The 25,676-nt window shown below is 58.4% G+C and carries 20 protein-coding genes and 1 pseudogene; 14 read left to right on the forward strand and 7 right to left on the reverse strand.

The genetic code is table 11. The features are described from left to right. Nucleotides 1-56 precede the first annotated feature (56 nt). The 4 genes from ACED88_RS09875 to ACED88_RS09890 all read right to left on the reverse strand — a co-directional run bounded on the left by ACED88_RS09875 (nucleotide 57) and on the right by ACED88_RS09890 (nucleotide 3,851). On the reverse strand, nucleotides 57-362 hold the full coding sequence (locus ACED88_RS09875) for a hypothetical protein (RefSeq protein WP_449109486.1): 306 nt from the start codon (nucleotides 360-362) through the stop codon (nucleotides 57-59). Between the two features lie 56 nt (nucleotides 363-418). Further along, nucleotides 419-661, reverse strand: a complete 243-nt coding sequence (locus tag ACED88_RS09880; RefSeq protein ID WP_449109487.1) for an ImmA/IrrE family metallo-endopeptidase — start codon at nucleotides 659-661, stop codon at nucleotides 419-421. A 1,044-nt stretch (nucleotides 662-1,705) separates the two neighbouring features. Next, the gene (locus tag ACED88_RS09885; RefSeq protein ID WP_431465081.1) at nucleotides 1,706-2,782 is read right to left on the reverse strand and encodes an Abi family protein; all 1,077 of its coding nucleotides are present in this window, start codon (nucleotides 2,780-2,782) and stop codon (nucleotides 1,706-1,708) included. A 292-nt stretch (nucleotides 2,783-3,074) separates the two neighbouring features. Further along, nucleotides 3,075-3,851 (reverse strand): transposase family protein, encoded by a 777-nt coding sequence (locus ACED88_RS09890; RefSeq protein WP_449109488.1) that lies wholly within the window; start codon nucleotides 3,849-3,851, stop codon nucleotides 3,075-3,077. A gap of 423 nt (nucleotides 3,852-4,274) precedes the next feature. On the opposite strand from ACED88_RS09890, the gene ACED88_RS09895 reads away from it, so the two are divergent. Beyond that, nucleotides 4,275-5,491, forward strand: a protein-coding gene (locus ACED88_RS09895; RefSeq protein ID WP_449109489.1) for an IS3 family transposase whose coding sequence is annotated in 2 segments (ribosomal slippage) — nucleotides 4,275-4,554 and nucleotides 4,554-5,491 — 1,218 coding nt in all. Because the reading frame shifts where the segments join, the coding sequence is not laid out codon by codon here. A gap of 48 nt (nucleotides 5,492-5,539) precedes the next feature. On the opposite strand, the pseudogene ACED88_RS09900 reads toward ACED88_RS09895, so the two are convergent. Then, nucleotides 5,540-6,464 (reverse strand): annotated as a pseudogene (locus tag ACED88_RS09900) (IS110 family transposase); the annotation flags it as partial. Between the two features lie 468 nt (nucleotides 6,465-6,932). Here ACED88_RS09900 and ACED88_RS09905 point away from each other — a divergent pair. From ACED88_RS09905 to mnhG, 6 genes are read left to right on the forward strand one after another with little or no spacing between them, the layout of a single operon-like run. Further along, a complete protein-coding gene (locus ACED88_RS09905) occupies nucleotides 6,933-10,052 on the forward strand; it encodes a Na+/H+ antiporter subunit A (protein ID WP_449109490.1) in 3,120 nt (1,039 codons plus the stop codon). Between the two features lie 3 nt (nucleotides 10,053-10,055). Then, the gene (locus ACED88_RS09910; RefSeq protein WP_237206033.1) at nucleotides 10,056-10,568 is read left to right on the forward strand and encodes a Na(+)/H(+) antiporter subunit C; all 513 of its coding nucleotides are present in this window, start codon (nucleotides 10,056-10,058) and stop codon (nucleotides 10,566-10,568) included. A 3-nt stretch (nucleotides 10,569-10,571) separates the two neighbouring features. Continuing rightward, complete coding sequence (locus ACED88_RS09915; RefSeq protein ID WP_449109491.1) at nucleotides 10,572-12,188, forward strand: Na+/H+ antiporter subunit D; 1,617 nt, start codon at nucleotides 10,572-10,574, stop codon at nucleotides 12,186-12,188. Beyond that, nucleotides 12,185-12,769 carry a Na+/H+ antiporter subunit E gene (locus ACED88_RS09920; RefSeq protein ID WP_449109492.1) on the forward strand — a complete coding sequence of 195 codons (585 nt, stop codon included), beginning with the start codon at nucleotides 12,185-12,187 and terminating at the stop codon, nucleotides 12,767-12,769. Before ACED88_RS09915 ends, ACED88_RS09920 begins: the two co-directional genes overlap by 4 nt. After that, a complete protein-coding gene (locus ACED88_RS09925; RefSeq protein WP_185173954.1) occupies nucleotides 12,766-13,185 on the forward strand; it encodes a monovalent cation/H+ antiporter complex subunit F in 420 nt (139 codons plus the stop codon). Before ACED88_RS09920 ends, ACED88_RS09925 begins: the two co-directional genes overlap by 4 nt. A 3-nt stretch (nucleotides 13,186-13,188) precedes the next feature. Further along, nucleotides 13,189-13,545, forward strand: coding sequence for a monovalent cation/H(+) antiporter subunit G (gene mnhG, locus ACED88_RS09930; RefSeq protein WP_237222104.1), 357 nt, complete (start codon nucleotides 13,189-13,191; stop codon nucleotides 13,543-13,545). 133 nt (nucleotides 13,546-13,678) lie between these two features. Here the strand turns inward: mnhG and ACED88_RS09935 are convergent, their stop codons facing one another. Next, a complete protein-coding gene (locus ACED88_RS09935; protein WP_449109493.1) occupies nucleotides 13,679-15,661 on the reverse strand; it encodes an OPT family oligopeptide transporter in 1,983 nt (660 codons plus the stop codon). Nucleotides 15,662-15,893: 232 nt separating this feature from the next. Then, on the reverse strand, nucleotides 15,894-17,375 hold the full coding sequence (locus tag ACED88_RS09940) for a peptide MFS transporter (RefSeq protein WP_237236522.1): 1,482 nt from the start codon (nucleotides 17,373-17,375) through the stop codon (nucleotides 15,894-15,896). Between the two features lie 179 nt (nucleotides 17,376-17,554). On the opposite strand from ACED88_RS09940, the gene ACED88_RS09945 reads away from it, so the two are divergent. The 7 genes from ACED88_RS09945 (at nucleotide 17,555) to fbaA (ending at nucleotide 25,659) form a co-directional block, all read left to right on the forward strand. After that, a complete protein-coding gene (locus ACED88_RS09945; RefSeq protein ID WP_237187352.1) occupies nucleotides 17,555-17,884 on the forward strand; it encodes a rhodanese-like domain-containing protein in 330 nt (109 codons plus the stop codon). A 230-nt stretch (nucleotides 17,885-18,114) separates the two neighbouring features. Further along, nucleotides 18,115-19,536, forward strand: coding sequence for an anthranilate synthase component I family protein (locus ACED88_RS09950; RefSeq protein WP_449109494.1), 1,422 nt, complete (start codon nucleotides 18,115-18,117; stop codon nucleotides 19,534-19,536). Nucleotides 19,537-19,619: 83 nt separating this feature from the next. After that, the gene (gene pyrE / locus ACED88_RS09955) at nucleotides 19,620-20,201 is read left to right on the forward strand and encodes an orotate phosphoribosyltransferase (protein ID WP_237187354.1); all 582 of its coding nucleotides are present in this window, start codon (nucleotides 19,620-19,622) and stop codon (nucleotides 20,199-20,201) included. Further along, a complete protein-coding gene (locus tag ACED88_RS09960) occupies nucleotides 20,202-20,858 on the forward strand; it encodes a TrmH family RNA methyltransferase (RefSeq protein ID WP_237187356.1) in 657 nt (218 codons plus the stop codon). Between the two features lie 207 nt (nucleotides 20,859-21,065). Next, entirely contained in the window at nucleotides 21,066-22,526 is a 1,461-nt protein-coding gene (locus ACED88_RS09965; RefSeq protein WP_449109495.1) for an MFS transporter, read from the forward strand. A gap of 161 nt (nucleotides 22,527-22,687) precedes the next feature. After that, on the forward strand, nucleotides 22,688-24,298 hold the full coding sequence (locus tag ACED88_RS09970) for an SLC13 family permease (protein ID WP_449109496.1): 1,611 nt from the start codon (nucleotides 22,688-22,690) through the stop codon (nucleotides 24,296-24,298). A gap of 335 nt (nucleotides 24,299-24,633) precedes the next feature. Beyond that, nucleotides 24,634-25,659: a class II fructose-bisphosphate aldolase gene (gene fbaA / locus ACED88_RS09975; protein WP_135012224.1), complete on the forward strand. Its 1,026-nt coding sequence runs from the start codon at nucleotides 24,634-24,636 to the stop codon at nucleotides 25,657-25,659. Nucleotides 25,660-25,676 lie beyond the last annotated feature (17 nt).

Consider the following 25,676-nt stretch of genomic DNA (forward strand, 5'->3'; position numbering starts at 1 on the left):
ATCGGACTCCGCAGGAGGTGGTTGATGGTGCTTTAGTGGTCTTATAATTGTCGGAACTAAAGCCAGTACATATCAGTCTTCATTAACCCCAACAACCGTTGTGTATCAGGGTAAGAAGTTCTACCGCTACGAGCATCACGAACAACTGCACGGGCAAAACGCGACCTAACAATAAAGGGGTGAGTCTTATAAAATTCACCGCCAGAAGACTTCTTCTCAGCCTTCTTGCGTAGGATTTCAAAAGCACGCTCTTCAAACTCAGGGTAAACATCAGACCACTGTTCAAACGAAATCAGCTTCAAGTCTCTCAGCCTATTCAGCAGTGCTAAAGCGCTTACCCGAAAGCGCTTTGCAACTGGCATGACAGCGTCCTCAGCAAGAGAGTGTGGAGCAGCTTCCCGTACCTCATCAGCAGGCATCAAGAAAAACGCTCAGAGCGATTAGAAGCCTCCGTGTTTACAGCGTCATCAGAAACAGCAGACTCACCCAACACCAGGCGTCCCACTTCGTGCAACATAGTAAAAATCTGGGCAGAATGAGCCTCTTTACCATTCACAAAGATGAGTGGCGCGTACTCATCAAAGAGGGAGAAGCCGCTGAACTCATCAGAATCAAAAGGTCTTTTCGTGGAACCAAAATACCCGGCAACGCTAACCAGCACGTCCTGGTCTTCAAGAAAGGTAAACACCTGCTTGCGAGATTCAACGTAGTCCTGCGCCTTGGGCGCAATGATGAAACCCCACTCCTTACGCAGCTGCTGTGTAACAGCTGCCGGATTATCACTTAGGCTTGCACTCTTTACCCAAGTAACTGTGTCTAGCCCTCGATCAATTGCATAATCACTGAACCAGCTTTGCTTACGCTGCTGCGTATAAATTTCACTAGTGAGCTCTTGAGAGTAACGCTCAGAGTTGCCCGCACGTCTACGAAAATCTGGTAATGGTTTCTCAATAACCGGGGGGCACTCAGCATTAGGTAGCCAAAGGGAACATGCACGCTTTTTGCAAAATCCTGTAGCTGCTTAAAGGTTGGCTGAGCAGAGCCCCCAAGCTAGTTTTCAACCAGCTCACCTTGACGGAGGGAACTCACGTCAGTAGCAGCTTGGTCCAAAGCCCAAAAAATTAGTTCCGGCTTAACCGGTACACGAACGCTCAACGCACACCCCCTCTTGAAAAATAGAAAAACTGCTCTAAGTCTAAAGCCCAGTGCAGGGTTACGGCTAGAGGTGCGTGCTTGGGGAGGAAAGGACGTTCAGAGATGCCAAAACAGGTTAAAGACGAAGAAACCTTCATGCGACCGGCTGGCTCTAGGTCCAGAGCTCAGCCAGCAGGAGCTGACTGCGCGGTCTAATGCATGAGGGACTACGTAATTGATACTACTGGTAAAAACATCAAACCGTAGCAAGCTATCAAAGATCTCTGTGCCCTAACTCCACAGAAGCTATATCTTTACCACCTATCAAAGTGATGCTAGCTTAGGGGCACCCCGGTGTCGCCTCTGTCTTAGTGCATGCGACCGGGGCTCTTTTAATGGCTTGGGCAGAGGGAGAAAGGGCATGTACAAAACTGCCATAATCTATCTGCTTCGTTGCTGCGTCCAGCCGTTCCAGCCTTTTGCACTGAGCCTCATCGTAAGCCTATGAGCATTATGATAGCTGTGAGGATATGCACAGGTCATGGTAGTGGGGAACGTTAGTTGCTTTGAGCTAATTTGAAAGCAATTGAGATGTGCTTCTAGCGCTTGAGAGTTGGCTTAACGAAAGGTACATCTTCCCCTGTAATGCTCCGTGCCTTCCGTCTTCGCTTATATTCGGTATTGGGGATCCTAGATCGTGAGTATCACTAGAGTCAGAGGGGCTCAGATAGTAAACTTGATATGTGCCATGAGAAAATCCGCAATGTAAAGCAGCCTTAACTAATTTCGAAATTTCTTTATCTGTTTTTTCAAGAGATTTCGCGCTTCTATCGTTAAAATTTACAGCAGCCCTATAGTCTAAAACTTTGGGAACAATCTGTTTAATTTCTCGATCTGCATAGAAAGCGATGCGCTCAATTGGCCTGTTTTTTCTGTTGGCAGGACAGATATAAAAAGGCTGACTACTCTCCTTGTAAAGGGTCCAAGCTAGCCCACCAGCGGGTACCAACATCACGTTCTTCAGTGGGCGGGCTACATCTTGTCTCCGGTCGGATAGCACCTTAATAGCATCCTGAGATATTGAATCAATCCACTCCGCAGCTTCTTTATCAATCCACTCTGCCACCTGAATTGTTTTCCTGTACTCAACAAGAGGGTCTAAGCCCAACAGGCTGGAATGATGAGCTACTCGGTTTCTCAACTCATTAATTGACTGTAAATAGCTAGCTGCTACTGAGCGGTCAATCTTTGCGTTGGGCATAACGTGGCGCAAGGTCTGCCTCCACAGCTCTTCGTTAGCGTCAGGTACGAACATGTTTACCCATGCTCCGAAGGTCAGATTCGAATAAATCTTACCCGCGGTAACCTCTTGGTTCTTTTTACGAAGGCGGTTAGAAATATCCGTAATCTCACCACTCAGATTCAGCCAAGGTGAGCCTGGCAGAACTGGTGAGGTAGGTGGATGTTCGATTAAGGTATCTACGATTTTGTTTCTCAGGAGCACTTCGAAATGGTGAATCACTTCAAACAGTGCGGCGCTCATTGAAGCGTTCCAACGATATAATTCAACAGCTTTGTCGTAATCATTACCTGTTTCGGACAGGTAGTCCCTAAACCGTTCCTCAGAAACCCATGCTTGAAGATCCATGTCATCAACTGTAGCATTGACACAAGAAGCCCTGGGTAGGCCTCTTAGCGTAACGTTCGCGTAGGCGCTAAAGCCCCTAGGGCTATGTTTATATCTTGAGAAACCAGCTGATACTGTTCGTCTGATGCTCTCTGCTATCGAGTGGCTATGAGGTTACCTGCATCGGCTTTCACTTGAGCAAGTACCCGTTCAGTTAACTTTGTGCATCGTATGCACAAATTTTTTGTACTGATATGTACTGGGTTCAGTCCACACCCTTCCACCCACACCCCACCGGAAGGAATAATGAGGCTTATTCAAAAGTCCCACCCGCAGCCAAAAACACCAACCCCCGCACCACCGAAAACACCCGCCCATACACCCCCAACGGCCGCCTAAACCCCGTATGAAGAATCCGCCAAGTCTTGATGTGAGCGATCACCCGCTCCACCACCGACCGTAGCCGATTCAGCACCCGATTATTCAGCTTCTGCTCCCGGCTCAGCCCTTGGCCCGGCTTACGCCTGGCCGGGGTAGCCAACCCCAGACCCACATAACCCTTATCAGCCAAAGTCGAGGAATCCAGCAGCTGATCTAACCCATGATATCTAAAGGCATGAGCATCATGCCTGGCTCCGGGTAGTGGGTCAGTGATGGCTAAGAGTCTGCCATCTAGGGTGCAGATGACTTGGTGGTTGAATCCGGCTTGTTTGTGCTTTCCAGAGAAATTTGTTTTACCAAGTGAACGCCAATTCCACGTGGGTATCAGGGTCCCATCGATGACCAAAGATCCTGGTGCTTTGAGGCTTTCTTTCAAAGGCTGAATCAGCGGAGTGAGAATCTTCTCCAGGGCCTTTTCGATGGTGTTGATAGCTCGTGAGACTGTCGATTGAGAGACAGCAAAAAGTTCTGCGAGGAGTTCTTCGGTGAGGTTGTGGCGGTGGTAGAGCAGGGTGATTTTGAGGGCTTGGGTGAGGGTTAGCGCTGGTGGTCTTCCGCCTGGTTTTGACCAGGTGAGGTGATGGGTGAGGGCTGTGTGTAGTGTGGCGAATTGCGTGGCTGTGAGGCCGGTTGTACGCTGGTGTAGCAACGGTCTTGTCCGGTATGGCTTGAGGTTATTTGTAGAGATTTAACGCTCATATTTTTGCCGCGGGTGGGGCCGTTGTCTAGTTGGTGGGTGTGGGGTGCGTGTCTACTTTTGAATAAGCCTCAGTAGCCCAGTGTATCGTGAGGCTTATTCAAAAGGTGCTTCGGTGCCCCAGGCTCACAGCGCCGCCACTGGCGCGATGAAGTGAGCGGGTGCGAGCTAGCGAGCACACAAAAGCGAACAAAATCCGCCGTCAGGCGGGGCGTGAATCGCCTTATGAGCGAAGCGAATCAGGCGAGAGGGTCAGGCTTGCGCCTATTCCGCCCGCAGATTTACTTCCTCGCTCGCTCGGAATCTGCTGGGCTTCATCAAGCGTGAGCCTGGGGCACCCTGAGTCTGGACTTTTGAATAAGCCTCAATAAAACCATGTCCAACAAATACCCCCAAGAATTCAAAGAACGAGCGGTACGACTCGTCGGTGACCGACTGAACCACCCCGACGCCCCGTCCATAACCGCAGCAATCAAAGACATCGCCCCTCGGCTAGGAATTTCCCACAACACTCTGGCCCGCTGGTGCAACAACGCCGCCCTCGACACCGGCAAAGAAATCACTACTACGAGTGACGCGGCGGCCGAAATCAGACGCCTAAAACGAGAAAACGCGGAACTACGCAGGGCCAACGAAATCCTGAAGACAGCCTCAGCTTTTTTCGCAGCAGAGCTCGACCGACCGGCCCGATGATGATCCGCTACATCAACACTTATAAGGATCTTTTCGGGGTCGAGCCCATTTGCCGAGTCCTATCCGAGCACCTTGACGGTGGCTTCATGACGGCCAGCGGCTATTACCGCGCAATGAGCCGTGTCGCTTCAGCCAGGTCACTATCCGACCAGCTCCTCATTCCTGAACTGATCAAAATCCACCAGGAGAACTACGGAGTCTATGGCGTGCGCAAAATGTGGCAGGCCATGAGACGAGCAGGCTGGGCTATTGGCCGGGACCAAACCTACCGGCTCATGCGTGCAGCTGGTATCCAGGGTGTGCATCGGGGCCGTAAGCCTGTGACCACCAGGGCTACCAAGGCTCCTGATCACCGCCCTGATCTGGTCAACCGCCAGTTCACCGCTAAAGCGCCGAACCGCTTGTGGGTCGCGGACTTCACCTATGTCCGTACTGCCAGTGGCTTCTGCTACACGGCCTTCATCACTGATGTGTTCAGTCGAAAGATTGTGGGTTGGGGTGTTTCCTCGACTATGCATACCTTGGGCATGCCGCTGATGGCTCTCAAGCAGGCTTTGTTTGAAGCCAGGCGGTCAGGGTCTGACTTAACTCAGGTGGTGCATCACTCAGACCGCGGCTCACAGTATGTTGCTGAGGATTACACGCGTGAGTTGAGGCGGCTGGGTGTTCAGTTGTCTGTAGGATCTACTGGAGATTCATACGATAATGCTTTGGCTGAGTCGGTGAATGGGGCTTATAAGGCTGAGCTGGTGCGTGGCCGGTTCTTTGGTTCGGTTGCTCAGTTGGAGGCTGCCACGGCGGGTTGGGTGTACTGGTGGAATCAGCGGCGGTTGCATGCTGGCCTTGGTTATCGGACTCCGCAGGAGGTGGTTGATGATGTTTTAGTTGATATTGTGTGATGTGTTAGTTTTTTGGGTGGTGGGTGTGACCGAAACCTAGTACATATCAATCCCAGCATAAGAAGCCAGATGAGAAGCATCCTTAAAATCCTTACCCACCACCTCAGTTAGAATCCTGGCACTGGTGCGCACACCCACCCCCGGCATCGAACGAATAACTGCTGATAAAGGATGAGCTTCCACCAAATCCAGTATCTGCTGCTCTGCTTCACTACGCTGTGCCAGAATCAGCTCAAGCTGGGTAGCTAAGGAAGAAATAATCTGAGAAGCACTTGCTGTTCCAGCAACGATGACTGTTTGCTCATCAAGAGCTTGGAAGATTTCTTCCGTAAGCTTCGGTGCAAGCCGAGGTGCTTTCTTTTTCAGCAGGTTACGCACCTTGGTGCGCCCTGCCGAATGAAGGTCTGCTGGGGCCGGGTACTTCTTCAGCAATTCAAAGATTGCTGGGTGCGAAAGTCTGGGGCCAAGTACCCTTTCAAGATGCGGATGAATCTGAGTGAGAAAGCCACGCAGACGGTTTGAAACTGCTGTTGCTTGTGCTGCTAGGTCATCATCAAAACCGCAGAGCATGGAGAGTTCTGAGGTGGTTTCATCGGCAACTGTTATTCCATGTAGGGTGTGGGGCATGGTGCGGGCTGTTTTTTCCGATGATGAAGGCGTCCCTAGCATCTGTTTTTGCTTCACCGGGGTGCAAATCAGCTACTCTTCGCATGGTTAGCCCTGGCAGGTAGGCGACTTGGATACCTATGTTTTGTGCGATAGCTATCGGCAGGGCACCGATTGTTTTAGGCTGGTCCACTACTAGCAGAACAGTTCCTTGGGTGCTGAGCTTAGTCAGTAGTTCACGGATTTTGGGTTCTGATTGGGGTAGGGGTTTATCCCAGATTTTCTTGCCATTGCTGGTGAGCGCTGTAGCGTGGTGGTTGGTTTTGCCGACATCGAGTCCGAGGTAAATGGTGAGGTTTTCGGTCATTTCTTCGCACCTTTGTGTTTTGCGGGTTATGGTGTGAAGTAACCGGTGGTTCACGAATCTCGCACCCACGTTACATTGGCTTTGGACCGTGCTTCTATTAGCGATGGTTTGTGGGCCGGTTCCCGCCTCGGTGGCGACACCCCCCTGACCGTTATTTGTGTTGGCTGGGGGGCATTGACGCCGTGTGCGGGGCGGGTCGGTTACTTACGCTTCTAGTTTCACCTGTTTTTGGTGTCTTTGTGTGCGCTCTTAAAAGGTAACGGGGGAGAGAACCCGGCCTCCCACCAAAAAATCTGTATCACCTATTGCACCGTATGGAGTGCCCAAAAATCGGGCAAAAAATCGGCTGTATGAGATGGGGGTCATCGACAGGTAAACTAAGTATGCCTACTCTTTAAAGGAGAGACTTCTGCCGTCCTAGCCTCGTGCCTGACGGCTCCCACCGCCGCCGACCCTAAGGGCCGATACGTGACCACAGTTCTTGCGCTTTTCCTGCTTGTGTCCATAGTGACCCCCTGGCTTTACCGCCGCATGGGCACCTCAACCTTCTACCTGCTGGCCGCGATTCCAGCTGCCGTGCTCGCCCTGGTGCTGACCAAAACCGGTCAGATTCTCGGCGGTACACCCTGGAGCGAGAGCTATCGGTGGATTCCCGAGCTGGATATGGCGCTGACCTTCCGCATGGACACCCTCTCGTGGGTCATGAGCCTGCTGGTGCTCGGCGTTGGCTCCCTGGTGCTCTTCTACTGCGCCAGCTACTTCAAGCACTCCACCGGCGATAACGGCCAGTTCGCGGCCTATCTCTTCGGTTTTGCCGGTGCCATGTTTGGTCTGATTACCGCAGATGACTTCATCCTCATGTTCATCTTCTGGGAAATCACCACCATTCTCTCCTACCTGCTTATCGGCTATTCCCGCCACCGCCTTTCAGCCCGCCGTTCCGCCCTGCAGGCACTCACGGTTACCACCGCAGGTGGCCTGGCCATGCTGGTCGGTATCGTCATGCTGGGCTACAGCCTGGGCACCTACTCCCTGGCTAAACTCGTGGAGCGGGGCCCGAGCGTCCTTGCCGCCGCCCAGGGTGGTCACGGCCCCCTCAGCTACGGTCTCCTCTCCGCTGCCCTGGTGCTGATTCTCTGCGGTGCTCTCTCCAAATCAGCGATTTTCCCCCTGCACTTCTGGCTGCCCGGCGCTATGGCCGCCCCCACTCCGGTTTCTGCCTACCTGCACGCGGCGGCGATGGTCAAGGCCGGTATCTACATCCTGCTGCGCCTGGCTCCCGGCTACGGCGAGGTGGCAATCTGGCAGAACGTCCTGATTATCTTCGGCGCCTTCACTATGGTGTTCGGCGGCTGGGCCGCTCTCAAGCAGACCGACCTCAAGCTGATTCTGGCCTACGGTACTGTCTCGCAGCTGGGCTTCCTGGCCCTGGTGATCTCGGGGGGAACTCCGGACGCCATCTACGCGGCTATGGCGCTCATGGTGGCTCACTCCCTGTTCAAGGCGACCCTCTTCCTATCGGTCGGTATTATCGACCACCAGTCCGGTACCCGCGACATCCACAAGCTCTCGGGTATCTATCGCCGTGCCCCTAAGCTGGCTATCGTCGCCACTATCTCAGCGGCCTCGATGGCGGGTATTCCGCCCCTGGCCGGCTTCGTGGCCAAGGAAGCGGTGCTCGAAACCTACCTCTCCCACACCACCGGCTGGCAGGGGGCAACCACCCTGATTGCCATCGTCCTGGGCTCTATTCTCACTTTCGCCTACTCAGCCCGCTTTGTCTGGGGTGCCTTCGCCGTCAAGCCCTACGCCTACATGCACAAGGAAGGCGTCAAGTACTGCCGCGTAGAAAAGGGCACCGCCGACTTCGAAGAGGTTGATAACGGCGATGTCGATATCAACACCCGGGCCCTAGACCGTAACCGCCGCGGCCAGAAGCTCAGCCCCGATACGGCCTTCCACCCGGTCTCCTTCACCTTCCTCTTTGCCCCGGCGGTGCTGACCGTCCTAACTATCGTCTACGGCCTCTACCCCGAGCCGGTGCACCTCTTCGTCAAACCCTTCCTCAAGGCCTTCCCAGAGACTGCAGCCGAACTTGAGCTCCATCTGGCCCTGTGGCACGGCGTCACCCCGGCTCTGCTGACTTCCCTGGTCATCATGGCCATCGGTACCCTGCTCTTTATCTTCCGCAAGCAGATTGAAGAGCTGCAGAAGGCTCTGCCCAGTACGCCGGCTGCCTCCGTGGTCTACCGCGATACTATCGACGGGCTTGACCGTCTGGCTGTGTGGGTCACCGGTATGACCCAGCGAGGCTCCCTGGGCTTCTACCTGGGCGTCATTCTGATTACCGCTGTGGTGGTTCCCTTCGCTGCCCTCTTCATCAACGAGACCCCGCCGCTGGCTAACGTGCGTGTCTCGGAGTCCCCGGCTCAATGGGCTATTGCCGTGGTCATGATTGTGGCGGCCCTGGTCGTGGTCTTCGTGCGCAAGCGCTTCTTGGCCATCATGATGGTCTCGGTGACCGGCTACGGCATGGCTATTCTCTTCGCCCTGCGCAGCGCCCCCGACCTGGCGACCACCCAGCTGCTGGTTGAAACCATCGTTCTGGTCGCCTTCGTGCTGGCTATGCGCGTGCTACCCCGCCAGATTCCCCGCATCCGTTCCAAGGATGGCAAGGACGGCGCTCACAAGACCCTGCGCGTCATCATCGCCCTGGGCTTCTCGGCCCTCATGATGGCCCTGGCCATGTTCACCTTCTCGTCCCGATCCCTCGACCCCATCTCGCTTGAGATGCCCCGCCTGGCCTACGAAATTGGCCACGGCTACAACGTGGTCAACGTGACCCTGGTCGATATGCGTGGCTGGGACACCTTCGGCGAAATCTCGGTGCTGGCCCTGGCAGCTACCGGCGTTGCCTCCCTGCTCTTCATCGAAGGACGCGCCGACTCAGCGTCCGCGCGCAGGCTCGACACCCAGGCCATGAAGAAAATCGAGAGCTCCTTCGCCAAGCGCACCCAGATTACTGTGGCCCAGCGCGTGGCAGGCCAGTTCTCATCGGTTGAGCGCGACCCCTTCATCGTGGCAGGCCGTACCCTGCCCCCCGAGTCCCGCTCGATTCTGCTGGAGGTTATGACCCGCCTACTCTTCCACACCCTCATCATCGTCTCCTTCTACATGCTGATTGCCGGTCATAACCTGCCCGGCGGCGGCTTTGCAGGTGGCCTGATGGTGGGTCTGGCCTTCGCCGTGCGCTACCTGGCCGGTGGCGGCGCGGAGCTGCGGGCGGCGTCCCCCTTCTCCGCCGGTACCTTCCTGGGCGTCGGCCTGGGTATCGCTACCCTCTACGCCCTGGCCCCGGCCCTCTGGGGCGACCCCATCTTCTCCAGCTACGTGCTGGATTTCTGGCTACCGGTCTTTGGTGACGTCCACTTCGTCACCGCCACCATCTTCGATATCGGCGTCTACCTGCTGGTGATCGGCCTGGTACTCGATATCCTGCGTAGCCTGGGTGAGCGCATTGACCTCAAACTGGTAGCTGAGCGCCGCAAGAAAGAGAAGCAAGCCCGCGACAAGGCACGAAAGGCATAAACCATGATTATCGACCTCAGTCTAATCCTGGTCATGGGCGTGCTCTACGCCGTGGGGGTCTACCTGATTCTCGACCGCTCCATGACCCGCGTGCTCCTGGGCCTGATGCTCATGACAAACGCAACCAACATCCTGATTCTGCACGCGGGAGGCCCTGCCGGCCTGGCCCCCTTCTACAGTAAAGACATTGCTGCAGAAGACTACTCCGACCCGCTCCCGCAGGCCCTGATTCTGACCGCTATCGTCATTTCCTGTGCGGTGACCGCCCTGATTCTGGGTATTATCTACCGCTCCTGGCTGCTGTCTAAGGCCGACGAAATCACCGACGACGCCGAAGATATTCGCGTGGCGGAGCAGGACGCTTTCGACAAGGAAGAGGACGCCGCCGCCGAGTTCGACGCCTCGGAGTTCGATGCCGACGAAGCGACCCGCGAAAAAGCATTCAACGAGGCAGAAGAGAAGAAGAAAATCAGTCAGACAAGCGCCCAGCAGACCGTGTCAAAGAAGGGGGACTAGCCCGTGGATATTGCCCAGCTCGCCCCCCTCTGCATCATCATTCTCTTCCTGGCGGCCGCCATCACCTTCATCTCGAAGAAAGATAGCGTGCAGCGCGTCATCGCCTTCGCCGCGGTAGCTATTACCCTGGTTTTTGAGGCCCTGCTCCTGGCCTCGGTCTGGGACGCCGCGCCCCAGACCGTGCACCTGGCAGGCTGGGAGGCCCCCTTCGGTATCACCATGGTGGTAGACCAGCTCTCAGCGCTTATGCTGGTGGTCTCGTCTACCATCTCGCTGGCGGTGCTGGTCTTTGCCACCGGTCAGAACCTGCAGGACGAGGACGACGAAGTACCCATCTCGGTCTTCTACCCCACCTACCTGCTGCTGCTGGCGGGCGTCTCTAACGCCTTCTTGGCGGGAGATCTCTTCAACCTCTACGTGGGCTTTGAGATCCTGCTCATGGCCTCCTACGTGCTGATTACCATGAACGCTAACACCCCGCGTATCCGGGCGGGCGTGACCTACGTGGTGGTTTCGGTTGTCTCATCCATGCTCTTCCTCACCGCCATCGGCTTTGTCTACGCCTCGGTGGGCACCATCAATATGGCTGACCTATCGCTGAAGCTGGGTACCCTGCCTGAGGGCACCCAGATGCAGCTGCACCTCATGCTGCTCATTGCCTTCGGCATTAAGGCCGCGGTCTTCCCGCTCTCCCTCTGGCTACCCGACTCCTACCCCACAGCCCCGGCTCCCGTAACCGCCGTCTTCGCGGGCCTGCTGACCAAGGTGGGCGTCTACGCGATTATTCGTACCGAGACCCTGCTTTTCCCCGAAGGACGCCTGGATACGCTTCTGGGGGTCGTGGCAGGTCTGACCCTGCTCGTGGGCATCTTAGGTGCCCTGGCCCAGGGCGATATCAAGCGTCTGCTCTCCTTCATCCTGATTAGCCACATCGGCTACATGATTTGGGGTATCTCGCTGGGTAACGAGCTGGGTCTTACTACCGTGGTCTTCTACATCGCCCACCACATCGTGATTCAGACCGGCCTCTTCATGGTGGTTGGCCTCGTAGAACGCCGGGCCGGTTCGACCAACGTGCGCCGTTTGGGCGGCCTGATGAAGACTGCCCCCGTCCTGGCCCTGCTCTACTTCATTCCCGCCATCAACCTCGGCGGTATCCCGCCCTTCTCCGGCTTTATCGGTAAGGTCGGCTTTATCGAGGCGTCCGTAGAGAACGGTAGCGCCCTGGCCTACATCAACGCGGGTGTGGGCGTCCTGGTCTCTCTGCTGACCCTGCTGGCCCTAGCCCGCGTGTGGAACAAGGCCTTCTGGCGCCCCGCCAAGGAAGCCGAAGAGCCCACCCCTGAGCTGGTGATGGCCGAGCACTCCGATGACCCTGCCCATTACGAGACCAAGCCGATTCCGGCGTCCATGATGGCCTCCACCGTCTCCCTGGTTGTGGTGGGTGTGCTCATCACCCTCTTCTCAGGCCCCCTCTTCCAGCTGGCAGATAACGCCTCAGATAACCTCTTTGATCCCGACATGTACATCAGCTCGGTCTTTGGCCCCGATGCCCCCAGCCGGGCCGAGTACCTGGAACAGCAGATTGTCGATAACCACTCCCAGGAGGTGAACCAGTGAAAAAGCCCGACCTCTCACGCGAGAGCCTGATTCACGCTATCCCGCCCTTCCTCTGGCTGGTCTTTGTCTGGTGCGCCCTCTGGCAGGACTTCTCCCTGCCCTTCATCGCCTTCGGCGCGGTGCTGGCAGCCCTGACCATGTCGGTCTTCCGACTGCCCACCCTCTACCTCTCCAACCGCTTCAACATCTTCTACGCGGCGAGGTTTGTGGTGGAGCTCTTCTGGAACGTCGCCAAAGCCTCGATTGAGGTCATGTGGCTAGCTGCCACCTTCCGCCCGCCCCTGCGCAACTCGGTAGTGGCAGTACAGCTACGCACCCGCTCCGACCTGCTACTGACCGCCGTCTCGCACACTATGTCGCTGATTCCCGGCTCCGTGGTGGTTGAAGTGGACCGCTCCCTGTCGGTGCTCTACTTCCACGTGCTCAACACCTCCACTCCCGAAGAAATCGAGCGCTTCACCCGCCAGGTGGCCTACTTCGAAGACCTCATCATCAAGGCCGCCGGTAGCCGCGAAGAGTACGAAGCCCTCAAACAGGACGAAGAAGCCGACCGCACAGCCAGCCGAAAGGAGCATGCATGACCTGGGCTATCTGGGCCACCGGCCTGATTCTGACCCTAGCCACCTGGGGCACCGTCTACCGCATCTGGAAGGGCCCCGCCCTGCTGGATCGTGTGCTCGCCAGCGACGTGCTGCTCTCAATTCTCACGGCCGCGCTCTGCGTGCTCATGATTTATACCGACAGCCAGTTCTTCCTGATTCTGCTGGTGGCCCTGGCCATGATCGGCTTCGTGGGGTCGGTGACCGTGGCCCGCTTCGCCGATAACTCCAAGGCAGACGAGAGCACCCCGGTTTCCCGTCTGAATGAAGGACGCCCCCGCCGCCGCTCCCGCAAGAAAGGCAGCAAGTACGCCCCCGGGGAGCTGGCAGAGGACACCGATAAGCAGGGGCACGATGGCGCCCACCCCGTGCGGGCAAGCAAGGACCTGGGGGAGTAGACCGTGAATCTTGATACCGTTTTCGACGCTCTGACCATCATCTGTATGATTCTGGGTGCCCTCATGTCGCTGGGTGCCGCTATTGGCCTGGTGCGCTTCCCCGACCTGCTCACCCGCCTGCACTCGGGCACTAAACCCCAGGTTTTCGGCATGATTCTCATGCTGCTGGCTGTGGCCTTCCACTTCCGTTCCTTGGCGCTCCTGCCAGTACTGCTGGTTATCCTGCTCCTGCAGATGCTCACCATCCCCATCTCGGGGCACATGATGGGCCGCTCTGGCTACCGCAACAAGCACTTCCGCAAGGACGACCTGCGCCACGACGACCTGCGCGCCCTGGTCGATGAGGTGGAGGGGAACTAGAGAACCCAGCCCGCGGGCGTCCGTCCGCCCCTACCCCGCAAGGGGACCGGAAAACCAAAAAAGGACCGCGAAATATGCGGTCCTTTTTTGGTTCTGCGGTCCCCTTTCAGAAGAAGCGGGGAAGGGCAGAAAGTTAGGAGGTTACGGTGTTCTTCTTTGCCTTGCGGTAGAGGGCCCAAATAACCAGGATAAAGACGACCGGAGCCAGGTAATAGCCGCCGCCCTCAACCCACTGGTCACCGAAGATACCCAGGACATCGGGGTTGCCCACCGCTGCGATAATACCGGCGTTGACCACGCCCCACAGCGACTCGCCCACGATCATGCCAGTTGCTACCAGCACGCCCATGCGCTCGGCACCCTCAGCGTTGTGCTGCTTGGCGGCCCAGCGGTTGTAGAGGAAGCCCAACAGGGCGCCGACGGGAATGATAAGGGTCAGGGCGATAGGCAGGTACATGCCCATACCGACAGCCAGGGCAGGCAGGGAGTACTTACCCTTGGTGGTGGCGGTCAGAACCTCGTTGATGGCAATAATAACCACGCCGATAATGGCGCCGAGGCCCAGCAGTTCCCAGTTGAGGGAGTTGCCGAAGATGCCCTCGGCTACGCTGGAGAGCAGGGCAGCCTGAGGGGCCGAAAGGGCCTCCTCACCAGCGCCGGGGGAGCCTGCGAAACCGAAACCGGTCAGGAGCAGCTGCAGAACGGGCGGGATGATGGCAGAGCCGAAGAGAACACCGACAATCAGGGCAACCTGCTGCTTCCAGGGGGTAGCGCCGACGAGCTGACCGGTCTTGAGGTCCTGCAGGTTGTCGTTAGAAATCGTGGCGATACCGAAGACTACAGCTGCGGTGAAGAGGGTGTAGGCGACCAGGGAGGCGGTGTCTGCGTCGTTGCCGATGACGGTCTTGATGAGTAGGGCGGCAGACAGGACGACGATGATGCCCACACCTGAAATGGGTGAGTTCGATGCGCCGATCAGACCCGCCATGTAGCCACAGATGGAGGCAACAATCAGGCCCACGAGCAGCACGTACACGATGGAGAGGACGATGAGGGTACCGGTGTGGTGGGCAATGGCGGTGTCTTTGACGAAGAGCCAGAGCAGCAGACCGACCGGGATCATGGCGCCGATGGTTACACTGGCGACGGTGGAGAAGGGGATGTCGCGCTCGGTGATGTCAACGGTCTGGCCAGCCTGGCGGGCGCGGGAAGCTACCAGGGAGTCCTTGATGCCCTTGATGATGGGGCCGATGATTTTGATGAGGGTCCATACCGCTGCAACTGCCATGGTGCCCGCGCCGATGAAGCGGACGTCCTGGGAGAAGGTTGAGGAGACAACGTCTGAGATATCGCCGGACGCCGGTAGCAGGCCTGAGGTGCGCATGGGCAGCAGCACGCCGTAGGAGATCAACAGGCCAACGATCATTGAGATACCGACGGCCAGGCCCACTAGGTGGCCCACACCAATCAGAGCCGGGGAGAACGAGGTGCTGACCATAGTGCCACCCGCGCCGAGGCGGAAGAACTGGGTGAAGCCGCCTGCCACTGCCTTCAGCGAGGTCAGGATAGCGAAGCCAGCAGATGCCAGTGAACCCCACACAATCATGCGCAGGCCCTTCTGGTTTTCTTCTGCAGAGCCCTGGTCGTTACCGACCTTGAGCACCTCAGCCGCTGCAACACCTTCGGGGAAGGGCAGGTCTGAGCCGGTGACCAGCGCACGGCGCAGGGGGATGGAGTAGGTGACGCCCAGGATGCCGCCGATGGCGCAGACAAAAGCGGTGGTCCAGTAGGGGAAACCTGCCCACCAACCAATCATGACCAGGCCGGGCAGCACAAAGATAATTGCAGAGAGGGTACCCGCTGCTGAAGCGATGGTCTGCACAATGTTGTTCTCCATGATGGAGTGGTTCTTGAAGTTGCGCAGAATCGCCATGGAAATCACGGCCGCGGGAATGGACGTTGCGAAGGTGAGGCCAACTTTGAGGCCCAGGTAGACGTTCGCGGCGGTGAAGACCAGGGTAATCAGACCACCGAGGATGACGGCGCGAAGGGTAAATTCGCGGACGGGGCTGGAAGACCCAGTGGGGGCTGGCGCCTCTGCTTTATGTGAGGACAAGATTAACTCGTTTCCGAAAAAGTGCCAATGATGGTGCGGTTCAGGTGATGCTGCTTCTGAAGCCAGCCTCAACAATACTCCTGTGGCTTGGCATATTTAAACTTCAGAGTGCATATATGCAAGAATCTGCTGAGCCTGCGCACGGTGGTAGCTCTTGTGTAAAAACATAAAGAGCCGGGGGTTGGATAGCTCTAGAGAGAGCGATCCAACTCCCGGCCCGGTGGGGTGGGGCTTAGCGGATGCCTGCCATCTTTTTGACAATCCAGCCGTTCAGTGCCCAGAGAGCCACACCGATACCGATGGTCACAACACCCAGTGTGGTGAAGTAGGCAACCTCGGTCTCGAGTGAGTAGAACCGACCCAGCCAGCCGGCCAGTACAGTGCCCAGGGAGATGGAGGTGAAATAGAGCGCTACCATAGCTACACGGTGCTTCTCGGGAGCTAGCTTGGTCGCTAGAGAAGACCCTACCGGTGAGATAGAGAGCTCGCCCATGGTGCAGATAAAGAGAATCAGCACAATCCACATGAAATTCACGTTGGTGTTGCCCGCCTGAGTTAGGAAGATGAGGAAGGCGATACCGATGAGAATAAGAGCGATAGCGAATTTGACCGGGGTCGTGGGCTGGCGATCACCGAGCTTAGTCCACATGGCCGTGAAAACAGCACCGAAGATGATGATGAACACCGGGTTGATGGAGTTCATGAACTCGGGAGTAAGCTGCAGACCCAAGATATTCCAGTTGATACGTGACTCTGAGTAGACTGCCAGCACGGTGAACTGCTGCTGGAAGAGGGCCCAGAAAGCTACGTTACCAATGAACATAGGAATGAAAGAGACCACGCGGGAGTGCTCTTCAGAAGTAGTGAGCTTGGAGGTCAGCAGGGTATAGAAAAGCAAAGCTGCGCACACAGCCACGGTGCACATAACCCAGGTAGCCAAGTTAGCAGGGTTGATGAGACCGGTGAAGACCAGAACGAGGATAACAGCAACAATAGCTACCGCTGCAAGGGAGTAGGTACGCTTCTCGCTGGCGGTTAGGGGCTGGGAGAGCTGGTGGACGGACGCCGGTAGGTTCTTACGGGTCAGCGAGTACTGGATGAGGCCAGCAGCCATACCCAGAGCAGCCAGGCCGAAGCCAACGTGGAAGCCGTAGTTTTCGCGCAGAATGCCGGTGAGCATGGGGCCGAGAAGGGCACCAATATTCACGCCGATGTAGAAGATGGTGAAGCCACCGTCTCGGCGGGGGTCGGTCTTGCTGTAGAGCGATCCGACGAGCACGGAGGCGTTGGTCTTAAGGCCGCCAGAGCCAATAGCAACTAGAACCAGACCCGCAATAACACCGGCAGCACCGGGCAGAATCGCCAGAGCGATATGACCTGCCATGATGGCCCAGGCTGAGTAGTAGAGGGTGCGTTCGGGGCCGAGCACACGGTCACCGAGGAAGCCGCCGACTACGGCCATAAGGTAGACCATGCCGCCGTAGGCACCCATAACGCCTGCTGCTGAGGCCTCACTGAGTAGGCCTAGACCGCCACGGTCAGCCTCCCAGTAGAGGTAGTAGAGCATGATGACCTGCATACCGTAGAAGGAGAAACGCTCCCAGAGCTCTACCGAGAAAAGGTTAGCCAGCATGCGGGGGTGACCAAAGAAGCCCCGGTCGTTACTTGAAGTGTCTGCTGGGTTCGGCGGTGTCGCCGCAGGCAGAGTAGACATATCGACTCGCTTATATAGATAGGAAAACCGTGTGTGCACGGTATCTGTTCGGTAGGTAACGATACTCTAATCAGCTGGCTTAGTTAAACCCGTCAGTCACTTTTCTTTAGGTTTAGGCTGTGGGCTATTAGAGTTAGTGGCGACAGCATTTAGATATTTTTATCGTGAAGGAGACCCTTATGAACGACGATTTACGCCAGGTAACCGTTGATGAAATTCCCGCAGACGCCAAAATCCTTGACGTGCGTGAAGACTATGAATGGGTAGAAGGCCACATCGAAGGCGCCCAGCACATCCCCCTGGGCGAGGTGCCCGAACGCTACGGCGAAGTTCCCCTCGACGAGGACGTCTACGTCATCTGCCGCGCCGGCGGCCGCTCCCTGCGCGCTGCCGCCTACCTCACCCAGTACGGCTTCGACGCCATCAACGTCATCGGCGGTATGGGTGCCTGGCAGGACGCCGAAAAGCCTATGGTCTCAGAAAACGGCGAAACCCCTCAGGTTCGCTAACTACCCGCCGGCCTCGCTCGCTCGATGGCGGGTAGCTACAGTTTTACCTGCGCAAGCCACCCTTAACGCCAGCCCCGAGCCAGGCTTGCGCAGGTAAAACTTTCGCCCCGCCCATCAAGTGCCAGCCCCGAGCCAGGCTTGCGCAGGCAAAACCTCCGCTCTGTCCCTTGGCGTCCGCCCCAACACACCCGCGCAGGTAAAACCTTCGCCTGTCTCGTTACAATAAGTCGGTGACCTCTCTAACCTGTCGTGTCCTGAACTTCCCGGTAGAACCCGCCGCCGCCTTCCCCGTGCTGGCTGGTAGTTCTGCGTATGCTTTTTGGCTGGATTCAGCCCGCGACGAGTCGCCTATGTCCCGCTACTCCTACCTGGGGGCGCCCCTGGACGGGGGAGTGCTGCGCTATGCGCAGCCGGGGCAGGTTGATGTGCTCGATACGAGCGGACGCCCGTACCAGGTTTATCGCGACAGTATTTGGCAGGTGCTCCCCGCCTTCCTGGAATCCGCGCCCCGCCCCGAACTCGATGAGGGTCAGGACGTCCCGCCCGCCGACGTCCTACTGGGCGGCTATGTGGGGTTTATGGGCTATGAGGCTCACGCAGACCTAGAAGTCACCGCCTTCCACAGCGAACACCCCCAGCGGGTGGCCCGCACCCCCGACGCCCTCTGGATGCCCGCCACCCACTACCTGATGTACGAGCACGCTAGTGGGGCCTCCTGGCTGGTTGGCCCCGCTAACTGGGTTGAAGAGACCGCGCAAAAACTGCTTAAAAATAGCTCTTCACCTGAATCTATAGCCGGTCAAGAATATGCTTCGCGGGTAGATGTACCAAACTTCCCCCTGCCCGACCGTGACCGCTACCTGGCTGCCATTGCCACAGCCCAGGCTGAAATCGCTGAAGGTAACAGCTACGAGGTCTGCCTGACGGCTGAAACCTCCCTGCAGCTGCCTACCCCCCTGGAAGCTGACGAACTGCTGAGTCTCTATCTGGCCCAGCGCCAGGCCAACGCCGCCCCCTACGCGGCCTTCCTACGCTGCGATGACTTTACGGTGCTCTCGTCCTCTCCCGAAAAATTTCTGACGGTCACTGCTGAGGGTCGCGCTGAAGCCAAGCCCATTAAGGGCACCGTGCCGCGGGGTGCGTCCGCCCGTGAAGACCAGCAGGCAGCCAGCTGGCTCGCCAGCGACCCCAAAACCCGCGCCGAAAACCTCATGATTGTGGACCTACTCCGCAACGACCTCTCCCTGGTCTCCCACCCCGAGAGCGTGCGGGTGCCGGTGCTGATGGGGGTGGAATCCTACTCGACCGTGCACCAACTGGTCTCGACCATCGTCTCCCAGCTGCGTCCGGGCATCACCGCCCTGGACGCGGTCGCCGCCTGCTTCCCCGGCGGGTCCATGACCGGGGCACCCAAGGCCGCCACCATGGCTATTATCGACCGGCTTGAGGGCCGGGCCCGCGGGGTCTACTCCGGTGCCCTGGGCTACTTGGGGGCGGACGGCTCAGCCGCCCTCTCCATCGTCATCAGGACGCTGGTAGCCCACTCGGACGGCCTGGTCACCCTGGCCGCTGGTGGGGCGATTGTCGCTGACTCCGACCCGGCCGCCGAATATGACGAGATGGTCACCAAGCTCAAGGCAGCTACCCCCTAAAAAGTGCAAGTGCCTGTCACTTTTCGCGGGGCACTTGCACTTTTCGCGGGGTAAATATCTGCCGGTCTACTAGACTAAAAAGCATGACTAACCTCTCCACCACCCTCCCCATCGAAGAAGCCCGCGAACGTCTGCGCGAGCTCATCAGCGAACTGGCCGTCGTGCGCGGCAAGGTCACCTTGGCCTCCGGTAAAGAAGCCGACTACTACGTTGACCTGCGCCGCATCACCCTGCACCACGAGGCCTCCCGCCTGGTTGGCCAAGTCATGCTCGACCTGCTCGACTCAGCCGGAATCGAATTTGACGCCGCCGGCGGTCTGACCATGGGTGCTGACCCCGTCGGCCACGCCATCATGCGCACCGCAGGTGACCAGGGCCGCGCCATCGACACCTTCGTGGTGCGTAAGGCTCAGAAGTCCTACGGCATGGGCCGTCAGGTTGAGGGCCCCTCAGTGGAAGGACGCCGCGTGGTAGCTGTCGAGGACACCTCCACCACCGGCGGCTCCGCTCTCACCGCCGTTGAAGCCCTGCGCAAGGCTGGTGCTGAGGTTGTAGCCGTTGCCGTTATTGTTGACCGTGCAACCGGCGCCAAGGAGCACATCGAAGAGGTTGCAGGCGTGCCCTGCCTCTACGCCTACTCCAAGACCGACCTGGGCCTGGACTAAGTGGCAGACCTAGAAGCAACCGAGCCCGAAACCGAGAGCCCGGAGCGGGAAATCGGCGTCGGCCCCTGGGAAGGCGAATGGCCAGAAGGCGACCACTGGGACCCCGAGCTGCTGCGCGAGGGCGACCGCCGCAACGTCCTTGACCACTACCGCTACTGGACCATGGACGCCATCATCGCCGACCTCGATACCCGCCGCCACTCCTTCCACGTAGCCATCGAAAACTGGCAGCACGACCTCAACATCGGCACCGTGGTGCGCACCGCTAACGCCTTTTTGGCGAAAGAAGTGCACATTATCGGCAAGAAGCGCTGGAACCGACGCGGGGCTATGGTGACTGACCGCTACCAGCACGTGCGCCATCACCCCACCGTCGAGGACTTTGTGACCTGGGCGAAGGGTGAGGGGCTTGCCATTATCGGCATCGACATCTTCCCCGACTCCAAGCAACTGGAAACCTACGACCTGCCCAAGGACTGCGTCCTGGTCTTTGGGCAAGAGGGTCCCGGCCTGTCAGAGGAGATTCACGCGGCCGCCGAGGCAACCCTGTCGATCGAACAGTACGGCTCCACCCGCTCTATGAACGCAGCAACCGCTGCCGGCATTGCCATGCATGCCTGGATCCGCCGTCACGAGTTCGGCCAGCGCGTCAGCTAGACCTGAGAGCGGACGCGCGCCCCGCCGGCGTCCGCTGGTGGTGAGTGTCCATGAAAATCGCGGAGTACCCACACGTTTCGTGGGCACTCCGCGATTCTCGTAAGCACTTGCATTTCTGCAAAAACTTTCCCCCTGAAGTATTTTATTAATGTACTACTGGGTCTAGAATGGCCATGTACGCTAAAGACGAGAGCAAAGAGGTGCAGTATGAACACAAGGCCAGATCCCGGTAACACCCAGGGAGCACCTGATGCCCAGCTGCCCGCCACCAGCAGCCCCCGTAAGCTCCTCACGGCCCTGCTCACCCCGCTCTTTATGGCCCTTATGGCCATCTCAGTCGTCAATGTCGCCCTCACCCCTATCGGGCACTCCCTCAACGCGGGGTCCAGCCAAACCCAGTGGGTCGTATCCGGCTACGCCCTGGCCTTCGGCGTGCCCCTGGTTGCCGCCGGTCGTATCGGCGACGCTACCGGCCGCCGCCGCATGTTCATGATCGGGGTTTCCTTCTTCACCCTGGGCTCCCTGCTCAGTGCTGTCGCGCCCACCATCGAAATTCTCATCGCCGCCCGCGTGCTCCAGGGCCTCGGTGCAGGCTTCTTCAACCCCCAAACCACGGGCATCATTCAGGCCAACTTCACCGGCCAGGCCCGTGCCCGCGCCTACGGTATGTTCGGTACGGTGGTAGCGCTCGCCGTCATCGTGGGGCCGGTACTCGGCGGCTTCCTCATCCAGATTTTCGGGGACTCCCTGGGCTGGCGCATGATGTTCCTGGTCAATGTGCCCATCGGTCTTGCCGGGTTGCTACTGGCCCGTCTCTGGGTACCCAACGACCGGCCGTCCGCCCCCTTGCAGCGCGCCCGCCTCGACCTAGACCCCGTCGGTATGACCACCCTGGCCCTGGCAATCTTCGCGGTACTCTTCCCCTTCGTGGAACGCAGCGGCAATCTGCTGGTCTGGGTAACCCTGCCGGCTGGCCTAGCCCTGCTGGCCTTCTTCATTGCTTGGGAGAAGCGCTACAAGAAGGCAGGTCGCCCGCCCATGCTCGACATTGATTTGGTGACCAAGCCGGCTTTCCGCAATGGCATTATGATCGTGACCCTCTACTTCTTGGGCAATACCAGCGTCTGGCTGGTGATCCCCATTTACGTACAGAACCACCTGGGGCAAAGCGCGCTGACCGCCGCTCTCATTACGATTCCCTCCTCCATGCTGTCTGCTTTTGCTGCTCCCTGGGCAGGACGCCGCGTGCTGGCTATGGGCCGCCGCATGGTGATGCTGGGGTTCGGGCTGTCGCTCACTTCGATTCTTGCCACCATGCTTACCGTCACCCCGGTTGAGCAGGGGCTGCTGCCGGTCTGGGCTCTGGCGGTGCCCCTCATCTTGATTGGTGCCGGTGGCGGCCTGGTGATCTCTCCCAATCAGACCCTCACCCTGGCGTCCGTTCCGCCCGCTATTAGCGGTGTGGCCGGCGGTGTGCTGTCCCTGGGCCAGCGTATGGGCACGGCAATCGGTACAGCTATCATTCCCTCGATTCTCTACGGGCTAGTTGAATCTGGTGCCCACTGGAACGTGGGGTTGATTGCCTCCTTCGGGGCTATCGTGCTCACCCTCTCGCTCGGCCTGGCCTTCACCATCGCTGACCGCCGTCGCGAACTGCGCGAAGGGTAGACCGGACGGGGCAGGGGTAAAACTTGTTCACCTCCGCTTCATAAAAGTGCTTATCAGGTACAGTAAAAACATTCCCTGTACACACATTCCGCCTAGGTAAGCTGTTTCTTTCTGAGGGCAGTTACCTACGGCATCAGCACACACAATGAAGTGAGGTTGAGATGGACAAGCCCCACATCACGGGTGACCACCTGCAAAAATACAGTGCAGCTCCCACCCAGGCCATAGACCAGATTCACCGCTCGCGCGGCTCCCAGGCGCCAGAGGTTGAAGCCGGCGAACGCAAAAAGCGCCTCATCGGCCTCTTCGGCGGCCTGCTTGCAGCCGCCCTGGTTTACGTCATCATGCCCGGCGACGTACCCGACGCCGCGCGCCTGACCGCAGCCACCGCCGTCCTCATGGGGGCCTGGTGGATGACCGAAGCCCTGCCCATCCCCGCCACAGCCCTGCTGCCGCTGGTGATTTTCCCTGTCTTCAACAGCGAAGTAAAAATCAACGACATCGGCGCTAGCTACGGCAACAACATCATCTTCCTCTTCATGGGCGGATTCCTACTCGCCCTGGCCATGCAGCGCTGGAACCTGCACCGCCGCATCGCCCTGCTCACTCTCAAGGTCATGGGTACCAAGCCCTCCATGATGGTTGCGGGCTTCATGGTAGCCACCGGCTTTCTCTCCATGTGGGTCTCGAATACCGCCACCGCCGTCATGATGATCCCCATCGGTGTCTCCGTGCTCATGCTGATTGCCCAGGCCAGCGGCACCACCGACATTAAAATTGAGGACGGCGCGTCCCCCGACGACCAGGCCGTCAAGGACGCCGTGATCAAGTCCGACTTCGGAACCGCCCTCATGCTGGGTATCGCCTACGCTGCCTCCATCGGTTCCCTGGGCACCCTGATCGGTACCCCGCCCAACACCCTGCTGGCCGGTTACATGGCAGATACCCACGACGTTCACATCGGCTTTGGCCAGTGGATGCTGGTGGGCGTGCCCCTGTCTGTAGTGGTTCTTTTCGTCTGCTGGTTCCTGCTCACCAAGGTACTCTTCAAACCAGAAATCAAAGAAATTCCCGGCGGTAAGAAACTCATCGCCAACGAATACGCCAAACTCGGTGCCATGAGCTCGGGCGAACTGCGCGTGCTCATCATCTTTATCGCTGCCGCCCTGGCCTGGATTTTCGTCCCCATCATCTGGTCTAAGTCACCGCCCATCACCGACGCCGGTATCGCCGTCGCCGTCGGCCTGCTGCTCTTTGCGCTACCCGCCGGTGGCACCGCCAACAAGGGCGTGCGCCTCATCGACTGGGAAACCGCAACCAAGCTGCCCTGGGGCGTCCTGCTCCTCTTCGGCGGCGGCCTAGCCCTCTCCGGCCAGTTCACCAGCTCCGGCCTCACCCAGTGGATCGGCGACTCCGTCGGCGCCCTCGGCACCCTGCCCATCCTCGTCATCGTGCTGCTGGTGACCACCGGCGTCATCTTCCTCACCGAACTCACCAGTAACACCGCCACCGCAGCCACCTTCCTACCCGTCGCCGGCGGCATCGCCATGGGCATGGGCTACGACCCCATGCTGCTTGCCATCCCCGTCGCCCTCGCCGCCACCTGCGCCTTCATGCTCCCTGTAGCGACCCCGCCCAATGCCATCGCCTACGGCTCGGGCTACGTCACCATCGGGCAGATGGTCAAGGGCGGCCTCTGGCTCAACCTCTTCTCCATCGTGGCGATCACCGCCGTGACCATGACCCTGGCCATGTGGATCTTCGCGCTGTAAACCGTATTCAAAAGGTTTGGCAGGCTCGCGCTGGCTGCGATCCCGCTTCACTCACCTTTTGAATACTCCTCACTAAACCCATAAAAACCCAACACCCTAACACCGGCAAGCACCAAAAGCCGGTGTTAGGGTGCTTAAGACCCCCAGAAACACATGGTTTTCTGTGGGTTTATGTCCGAAATTAGTGTGGGAAACCTACCCTTTCCCGCCGCGCCCTTGGTAAACTGAAAAGCAGGCAGGCGCTCGCCCCACCGCGTCCTTACACGCACCGGGTGCAGCACCAACTCACACCAGGCCACCAACCGGGTGGCCCCACCGACAACCAAGGAGTCAGCATGCCTATTGCAACCCCTGAAGTCTACGCAGAAATGCTCGAAAACGCCCGCGCCAAGGGCTTTGCGTACCCCGCAGTCAACGTCACCTCTTCACAGACCCTGAACGCAGCTATCCGCGGCTTCGCAGAAGCAGGCTCAGACGGCATCATCCAGGCCTCCACCGGTGGCGCCGCCTACTGGTCAGGCCCCAACAAGAAGAACATGGTTGTCGGCTCCCTCGCCTTCGCTGCCTACGCACGCGAAGTTGCCAAGCAGTACGACGTCAACATCGCCCTGCACACCGACCACTGCCCCCAGGATAAGCTCGACGACTTCGTGCTGCCCCTGCTCGCAGAATCAGAGAAGGCTGTAGCCCGCGGCGAAGACCCCATCTTCAACTCCCACATGTGGGACGGCTCCGCTATCTCCCTCGAAGAGAACCTCAAGATCGCTCAGGAACTGATCGAGCGTACCTCCAAGAACCACCAGGTTCTCGAGGTCGAAATCGGCGCTGTCGGCGGCGAAGAAGACGGCGTTGAAGGCGCTATCGATGACTCCCTCTACACCACCGTTGAGGACGCCATCAAGACCGTTGAGGCCATCGGCCTGGGCGAAAAGGGCACCTACATGGCAGCCCTGACCTTCGGTAACGTTCACGGCGTCTACAAGCCCGGTAACGTTCACCTGCGCCCCGAACTGCTCAAGGAAATCCAGACCGAGGTCGGCGCCAAGTACGGCAAGGGCGAAAAGCCCTTCTTCCTGGTCTTCCACGGCGGTTCAGGCTCCACCGAGCAGGAGATTGCAGATGCAGTTTCCTACGGTGTTATCAAGATGAACATCGACACCGACACCCAGTACGCCTACACCCGCCCCGTTGTGGACCACATGTTCCGCAACTACGACGGCGTGCTCAAGGTTGACGGCGAGGTCGGCAACAAGAAGACCTACGACCCCCGCGTATGGGGTGCAGCTGCTGAAGCTGGCATGGCCGCTCGCGTGGTTGAAGCTGCCCAGCAGCTCGGCTCCGCTGGTACCTCCGGCAAGTAAGCCCTGTAGCTAGGTCC

It is taken from the genome of Rothia sp. 11273D007AR (assembly GCF_053547255.1).